This is a genomic window from Streptomyces sp. UF-297 (genome assembly GCF_058245575.1).
This window is the reverse complement of the sequence record NZ_JBSIBZ010000173.1, coordinates 1-7501: the sequence shown is the minus strand read 5'-3', so window position 1 is coordinate 7501 and position 7501 is coordinate 1. Positions and strand designations below refer to the sequence as shown.

Sequence of the window (7501 nt, the reverse complement as noted above, 5' to 3'; positions counted from 1 at the left end):
CCCCCGCCCCCGCGCTCTATCTCAGAGGGACGCACCCGGCGATGACCGGCGCCCCGCAGCGCTCGATCGCCCTCCTGGCGGAAGCAGCCCGAGCGCCCGACTGCGGTGGCGGCTGCCTGGCGGCCAGATTCCTGATCCACTGCGCCCTGTGGTTCGCACACCTCCAGCTGGGCCAGTTCGGCCAGTCCGTCATGGCGGCCAATTTCCTGCGCCGCGAGTGCGAGGCGCGGGGCGAGCAGTGGATGCGCGGCTACGCCCTGTACTTCCTGTCCGTGGCCACACTGGCCACGGGCGATCCGGCCGGGGCCATCCGGCATTCCCGCCAATCCCTCGCGATCAAATGGCGGATGCACGACACCCTGGGAGCCGCTCTGGCCCTGGACGCACTGTCCCAGGCCGTCGCCGCCGTCGATCCCCAGAAAGCCGCCCGACTGCTCGGCATTGCCAACACCCTCTGGCTCTCCTTCGGCCTGGCGCAGATGGGAACACCGGAACTCATCGCCGCCCGCCAGGCCTGCGAACACCGGATCCGCGAAGCCATCGGCGACACCGCGTACGAAGTCGCCTACAAGTCCGGAGCAGACACCCCACCCGAAGACTGCATCGCCCACGCCCTCACCACCGTGGCGGACGAGAACTGACGCCGACGCGACAACAGGACCTCAGGGCAGCTCGGCCGGCTGGCTCGCCGGCTTCAACGGGCCGGTCTACCGGCGCACGCACGAAGTCGAACGGGCCGAGCGGGCCTGCAGACCTCCCGGGCAGTCGCGACCCGGTCCGGCAAGAGAGCCCAGCGCGTGCCCCGTTGGCGGGCCGGTCAGTTGATCGCTTGTATCTGCCAGATAGATGAACACTGATGCGATGTGGGACCGGAAGTTGCCGTCCGCGCCAGAGGTCGCTGATGGGACTGTGGACGCAGATGCGCACCCATCTTCAGTGGATGCGGCAGCACAATCTCACCGCCTCGAAGCAGGTCCGCTTCTACGGCATCGACCTGCCCGGCTCGGTGACGTCACTGGTACCCGGCCTGGACGCCGCGATCGCCTATCTCGCAGAGGCCGACCCCGAGTTCCGGGTCGCCCCAAGCATTCGTGAAACGGCCTCTGCCTTTGCAGCGCCGTCATCACTCTCTGTCCCGAGGCTCTGACCGCCTACGGGAAACTTGCGCCCCGAGACACAAGACGCTCTGACGGCGAGCCTTGCCGATCTCGCGGCACGCATCTCGGACCGGCGCGTCGACTACCTCCGGCGGACGACCGTCCACTCCTATGAGCGCGCACGTCACTCGCTCAGGATCACTGTCACCCTCGTGTCGCCACCACTATCTCCACCGTCCAGGATGTCGGTCCCGGTCTCCTGTGGTCTGTGGTTACGGAGGTTGGTGTCCTGCGGTGCCGGTTGATGCGTTGAGCAGGGTGGCTCCGGCTGGGGTGAGTGCGTGGAGTACGGACTGGTGGTGGCGGGTGGTGGTGATGAGGCCGGCGGTGCGCAGGACGGTGGCGTGTTCGCTGGCGCTGGCGGGGGCAATGCCGGTGTGGCGGGCGAGTTGGCCTGGTGCAGCCGGGGTGGTCGGCGATGGCGCACAGGACCGCGGCGCGCGTTCGTCCCAGCAGTGCCGTCAGCGATGTGGGCGTGCGGGTGAGGGTGCGGGCGGCGAGCAAGGGCGGAGGGACGGCCAGCTTCTCGTCCTGGCGGAGCGGGAAGGTCATCCAGGGCTGGGGCTCAGCGGTGTAGTGGATGGCCGGCTCATGGGAGCGGAAGAGTGAGGGGGCCAGCAGCAGGCCGCGGCCGTCCAGACGGATGTCGGCACTGTCACCGGCTGGCGTGGTGAGTTCCAGAACGGGTGCCTTCCAGCTGACGTATCTGGGGTTGAGGTGGCGCAGGAGGCCGTCGATGCCGTCCTCGCTGAAGTGGCGCAGGCGCAAGGCGTGGTCGGCGCTGACGAGCCGGTCGATCTGCGGCCGGTACGGCGCAAGCACCTGCTGGTAGGTGCGGCTGAGAATACCGACCAGACGCTGGAAGGCCCTTGGTTCCTCCCACAGCCGCAGTGTCCACCCGGGAACAGGACGTCGACGCAGGCCCGTCCACCCCTCCAAGTCCTTGCGCAGGTAGCTCACCGGTGTGCTGCGCACCGTATCGAGCAGCACATCGATGGGGCCCGGTCCGGCGGGGTTGAGGAAGTCCACGGCCCAGCCGCTGGAGGGAATCAGTGCGAAGAGAGAGCGGACATGTGGGCCGAGGACCGTGGAGGCGTGCCGTCGCCACGGGCCGAAACGCACCGGATGCGTGAAGTCCTGCAGGACCCGCAGTGCCATGTGCAGTTCCACCAGGGGCTGCAGTCCGGTGGCTAGGGCCTGTCCGGCGGATCTTTCCGGGCCCGGCGTTCCTGGCACGGCTGCGTTACTGGGCCGTATCAAGGTTGGCCGGACAGTCACGCGAGCGATGGCCACCGATCGGCGGCCCACTCCAGCCATCCTGACCACCCAGGAGGCGGATCTCCAACCTCATGTCCATTGAGTTCCGTGGCGTCGGGCTCCTCGAACAGCGTCCTCCAGTGCACGAGGTCCGTCTCGCTCATCGCGAAGGTCCGATCGGGGGTGGTCGACTGGCGATGGGCGATCCGAGCACGTTGGGTCTCATGGTCCACCGGAACGTACACGAGGTGACAGGACGCGCCCACAGACATCACCAACCAGCGGATCGCGGACCTCTCGTCACGAGACCAGCATCCGAAATCCAGGACCACGTTCGTTCCCAGCTTCAGCGCCTCCAGACCAAGCCAGAGCAGCCGTCCTTCCAGCACATCGCGCTTCCCTTCCGGCTGCGGATCGCCGAACAGCGGGATCATCCACTCATCCGGCGTCAGCCGCAGCGCGCTGTGCTCCTTGGCCAGCTGCCGCGCTCTCGTGGTCTTTCCGGCCCCTGGCAGGCCAACCGTCAGGAACAACGTCGTCACGCCCAGATCTTGTCACGAAGGCCAAGTGGTCACGGCTTGAGCCAAAGGCGGATCGAAGCCACGGTGACGGTGCCGTGGAAGACGTAGGCGCGCTTGTCGAATCTCGTGGCCACAGCCCGGGAGCTCTTCAGCGCGTTGATCGTTCGCTCAACTTCGTTCCTGCGCTTGTAGATCGTCTTGTCGAAGCCGGCGGGCCGGCCGCCCTTGCTGCCACGGCGTTGGCGGTTGGCCCGCTGGTTCTTCGGCTCGGGGATCGTGTGCTTGATCTGGCGACGTCGCAGGTAGCGGCGGTTGCGTCGGGAGGGGTACGCCTTATCACCGCCGAGATGGTCAGACCGAGTCCGGGGACGCCCGCCGTCCAGCCGGGCGACACGAACACGCTCCATGACCGGGAGGTCGTTGCGGTACAGGACGTAGCGCCGAAATTGATCACGGTTTCTTAACCGGAATGCCGCACGCCTCCGCCTGCTGCACGCGACGATGTTCCTCGTGTCAGAAGCGATCTACGGACTCATCGGCGCTCTCGGCGGAGCCGTCCTCGGCGGCGCGGCCACTATCACGGCCCCTGCCCTCACCGGTCGGCATGTCCGACGCCAGGAGCAACGCGTCCGCAACGAAGTCGAGTTCGACCGGATGATGGACCTGCGTGTGGCCACCCGCGACCTCCTGCTCATCCTCGACGAGGCCCGGGAGGCGCTGCGCCGGGGTGAGCCTGCCGACCTCAGCGGGTTCCGGGAAGCAGTACAGGCGACGCGGAAAGCCGCGGACCGATGCGCGGTGTACGGGCTGCACTTTGCGCACACCCGCAGCACTCCGGAGATGCGCGGTATGCGGCAGCCGACGCCTGAAACCGTCGCCCTGCGGCAACTCATCGAGCTCGCGCGGCGGGTACTGCGCCTCGTCCGTGACGACGTTCCAGAGGGGAATGGAGCCGTGGACCCGGAGGTGCTGCGGCGGATCGATATCACCTTCCAGGGAGCGGAGGACAGCCGGCGGGTGGTCCTGGGAGTCCTGATGGACCGGATGGAGGAGTTGCGGGCGGAGATGCAGGCGGTTCGCACGTAATCGACGGCGGCGAAGGCGACGACGTCCTCGGCGAGCGCGGTGAACAGGTGGATGCCCGAGGGGTCCCAGTCGGAGATCACCATGATCCGCACCTCGGCGTGGCGCCCGGGCCGCGCGCAGGGCGGCCCCGCGCCTGCCTGGCAGGTGTTGTAGCCCGAGCCGGAGTAGCACGGAATGCCGAACGGGTCGGCGACGGCCGCCAGCTGTGGAACCATCCCCACCGTTTCGCAGAAGAGTTCGATGCGGGCGCACTGCCCCTCCTGCCTGTCCAGCCGGTAGTCCCAGGCCGCCTCGACGAGCACCTCGCGGAAATCGCCGGGACTCCCGTACATGACGGGGTCGACAGCGATCTCGGTGTCATCCCGGATCGCATCCCCCGCAATACGGCCGGAGCGGCGCCCCATCCCCACGACCTCCACCAGCCGCTTGCAGGTGCGCTCCTCCTTCATCAGCGCCCCGTCCGACAGGAGCGCGTACCAGACCTACCGGATCGTCAGCGGCAGCTGGCGCGCGCAGCGGGCCAGGACCGCCTCCACGGCCGCGAGCAGTTCGAGCGTGGCCGGCCGCGGCCGCCACTGCGGCTGATAACCACGAGGACGCTTGTCCGGCACCGCACCTCTCCCCCAGGTCGTGGGGTGAAAGGACGCCTTGGCGTCCTACCAGGTGGCGGCCCGCCGGCCGGCCCGGTACGCGGGAGATCAGCCGGTCCACCGCTGTCCGGGCACCGGGGCACGCAGACCTGCCAGCCGTGCCCCAGGCCCGGACGGCGAGGACGCCGCGCAGCCGTCGGCCGGGCCTCCGCGGTCGAGGCCGGGGCTCCAGACAGCCGGAGAGCTGCGAGCGCATCCGTTGGTTGAGAGTGTGCCGGTTGGCGGCTTGGCCCATATGGCCGACGTCGTTGCATGCGTCGGCTTGACCTCAACCTTGATTCATGTCTGAGGCTGCTTGTGCGGAGTTTGCCGCAACCAGGGACGCCCCTGGACCGATCGCTCCGATCAAGGAGGTCCGGCAATGACCGAGACGGTGACCCAGTGGATCAGGCATCGCTCCCAACGCCTCACCACCCTCGATCCCGAAGCCCCGTTGACCGATCTCCTGCCGATGGTCGACATCGTGCGCGATGCCCAGGTCGTAGCCGTCGGTGCCTCGACCCGCCAGGCTCACGAACTGTCCGCACTCTCACACAGGCTCGTCCGGCTGCTGGTCGAGGAACTGGGATTCCGTTCACTCATGCTGGAAGGGGACGACGCGTCAAGGGTCGGACTCGACGAGTACACCAGAACAGGGAAAGGGGACCCGCGGGTGCTGCTGACTGAGGCCCGGTCTTTTTGGCAGACCGAGGAGATCCTCGACGTCATCCACTGGATGCGCTCCTTCAACCGTCGGCACCCCGATGACCCGGTCCGCTTCGTCGAAGACCTCGGCCGCCCCCGGACACCGACATCCCAGCCAGACGGCCTCGCCGGTATCCAGCAGGACCTGGCCGAGAGCACGATCCGCTGGCAGGAACATACCGGCGACAAGATCGTCTACTGGGGCGGCCTCGCACACACCGCCGGCGGAAGTTCACGGACCACCTATCCCACGTCTCCGCCGATGACCCACCGGAACACGGGCAGCTACCTGCGGGAGCACTTCGGAACACGTTACGTATCCATTGGCCTGACGTTCCACCACGGCACGGCTCCCTACCCCATACCCTCTCCGCCGGAAGATTTCGCCGACGCTGCCTTGGGGAGCACCAATCTGGACACCTATCTCCTGGACCTGCGCACCAACGGTCCCGCCTCGGTACGGGCATGGCTCGAAGCCCCGGCCAAGACCCGCGTGATCGGTCCTGCCTACGACCCCAAGGACAACGCCACTTACCACCTTTCCGGTGGATCGCTCGCAGACTGGTTCGACGCCATCCTCCACACGCAAGAGATCACCCCGGTCCGTCCCCTCCGGGCGTGTCCGGAAGGACGTGTAAGTCCGTGATCTGATGGGTTTGGCGAGGCTGTGGCCTCGCCCCTCCGGAAGGCGAGATCGCGTGATGCGATGAAAGGGGCGGGGCCTCCCTCTCCTGCCGGGTGCGCAGGATGCTCGGCTCAGGCGAATGTCCGAACTTGGGGATGGCGCACAAGGCTCGCGCGCGGCCCCGGACGCTGTGGTGCCGGCCGGTGTTTTGCTGAGGGCGGCACAGCGGAGCGCAGCCGTGGCCCCGGACGAGGGGTCGACTGCGGGGCGGTGCTACAGGCAGATGGTGACGGGCCAGGTCTTCTTGCTGTTGGAGGACACCTTGTATTTCCACTCGACCGTCCGCATCCCGAGCGTTTCTGTCGAAACATAGGGCCACAGAGTGAAGTTGATGGTGTAGGTGCCCTTCTCGCCTGCCAGGCCGAGTTTGTCGCGGTACTTCAGCGCGTAGAGCTGGCAGAACGCGGTCACCGCGGTGTGTCAAGCCCCGGGTTTTGTGGAGAGTGAGTTAGCTGGTTTTCTGGAGTGACGCTGGGGGTTCGGCCGCGTAGTAGGCGGTCTCGTGCTCGGCGGGGGTGACGTGTCCGAGCTCGCCGTGCAGGCGGCGCTGGTTGAACCAGTCGACGTACTCGGCGACCGCGATCTCGACGTCGTTGATGGACGTCCACGGTCCCTTGTTGCGGATCAGCTCGGCCTTGAACAGGCTGTTGAACGCCTCGGCGAGAGCGTTGTCGTAACTGTCGCCTCGTGAGCCGACGGAGGCCACGGCCGCCTCGTCGGCGAGGCGTTCGGTGTAGCGGATGGCACGATATTGAACTCCGCGATCCGAGTGGTGCGTGAGTCCGGCCAGGTCGACGCCGGTGTGCCGACGACGCCAGATAGCCATCTCCAGCGCGTCCAGGGCGAGGTCGGTGTAGAGGTTGGTGGCGACCTGCCAGCCGACGACCATGCGGGAGAACACGTCGATGACGAAGGCAGCGTAGACCCAGCCGGAGAAGGTCCTGATGTAGGTGATATCCGCAACCCACAGCTGGTTGGGGGCAGTTGCGGTGAACTGCCGCTCTACCAGGTCTGCGGGCCGGTCGGTCTCCGGGGCGGGCCGGGTGGTGCGCGGGCTCTTGGCCCGGATCACGCCACGAAGTCCCGCCTGCCGCATGAGGCGTTCGACCGTGCAGCGGGCCGCCTTGTGCCCCTCGCGGACCAGAGCGGCATGGACCTTGCGGGCCCCGTAGACGCCGTAGTTGTCGGCGTGGATCTGGCGTATCTCCTCGGTGAGTTCGGCGTCGCGCCGGCTGCGGGCCGACGGCGGGCGGGTGTGGGCGGCGTAGTAGGTGCTCGGCGCGATCGGCGCGTCCGTCTCGGCGAGGACGTCGCAGATCGGCTGGACGCCGAACGTCTCCTTGTGCTGGTCGATGTAGGCGACCTTCATCGCAGTGGACGGTCCGTGAAAGTCGGCCCGGGGCGCGGTTCCGGCCTTTCGGCCGGACCGTTTCCCCGGACCGCTTCCCGAACCCGGCGGGC

The 7501-nt window shown here is 67.6% G+C and carries 8 protein-coding genes and 2 pseudogenes; 4 read left to right on the top strand and 6 right to left on the bottom strand.

Features of this window, described 5'->3' with window-relative positions:
* Both AC4IJH_RS42900 and AC4IJH_RS42895 read left to right on the top strand, forming a co-directional pair.
* A pseudogene (locus AC4IJH_RS42900) lies at window positions 1-641 on the top strand (hypothetical protein); the annotation flags it as partial.
* Between the two features lie 215 nt (window positions 642-856).
* Entirely contained in the window at window positions 857-1147 is a 291-nt protein-coding gene (locus AC4IJH_RS42895) for an erythromycin esterase family protein (protein ID WP_490857472.1), read from the top strand.
* Window positions 1148-1301: 154 nt separating this feature from the next.
* Here the strand turns inward: AC4IJH_RS42895 and AC4IJH_RS42890 are convergent, their stop codons facing one another.
* The 3 genes and pseudogenes from AC4IJH_RS42890 to AC4IJH_RS42880 all read right to left on the bottom strand — a co-directional run.
* Window positions 1302-2315, bottom strand: a complete 1014-nt coding sequence (locus AC4IJH_RS42890) for a hypothetical protein (protein WP_490857471.1) — start codon at window positions 2313-2315, stop codon at window positions 1302-1304.
* Between the two features lie 116 nt (window positions 2316-2431).
* The gene (locus tag AC4IJH_RS42885) at window positions 2432-2956 is read right to left on the bottom strand and encodes a P-loop nucleotide/nucleoside kinase family protein (RefSeq protein ID WP_490857470.1); all 525 of its coding nucleotides are present in this window, start codon (window positions 2954-2956) and stop codon (window positions 2432-2434) included.
* Between the two features lie 29 nt (window positions 2957-2985).
* Window positions 2986-3345: pseudogene (locus tag AC4IJH_RS42880) on the bottom strand (transposase); the annotation flags it as partial.
* A gap of 100 nt (window positions 3346-3445) precedes the next feature.
* On the opposite strand from AC4IJH_RS42880, the gene AC4IJH_RS42875 reads away from it, so the two are divergent.
* Complete coding sequence (locus AC4IJH_RS42875; RefSeq protein WP_490857469.1) at window positions 3446-4021, top strand: hypothetical protein; 576 nt, start codon at window positions 3446-3448, stop codon at window positions 4019-4021.
* 482 nt (window positions 4022-4503) lie between these two features.
* On the opposite strand, the gene AC4IJH_RS42870 is transcribed toward AC4IJH_RS42875, so the two are convergent.
* The gene (locus AC4IJH_RS42870; protein WP_490857468.1) at window positions 4504-4632 is read right to left on the bottom strand and encodes a hypothetical protein; all 129 of its coding nucleotides are present in this window, start codon (window positions 4630-4632) and stop codon (window positions 4504-4506) included.
* 400 nt (window positions 4633-5032) lie between these two features.
* Here AC4IJH_RS42870 and AC4IJH_RS42865 point away from each other — a divergent pair, with 400 nt between their 5' ends.
* The gene (locus AC4IJH_RS42865) at window positions 5033-6001 is read left to right on the top strand and encodes an erythromycin esterase family protein (protein ID WP_490857467.1); all 969 of its coding nucleotides are present in this window, start codon (window positions 5033-5035) and stop codon (window positions 5999-6001) included.
* Between the two features lie 252 nt (window positions 6002-6253).
* Here the strand turns inward: AC4IJH_RS42865 and AC4IJH_RS42860 are convergent, their stop codons facing one another.
* A complete protein-coding gene (locus AC4IJH_RS42860; protein ID WP_490857466.1) occupies window positions 6254-6451 on the bottom strand; it encodes a hypothetical protein in 198 nt (65 codons plus the stop codon).
* 37 nt (window positions 6452-6488) lie between these two features.
* Entirely contained in the window at window positions 6489-7409 is a 921-nt protein-coding gene (locus tag AC4IJH_RS42855) for an IS3 family transposase (RefSeq protein ID WP_490857465.1), read from the bottom strand.
* Window positions 7410-7501 lie beyond the last annotated feature (92 nt).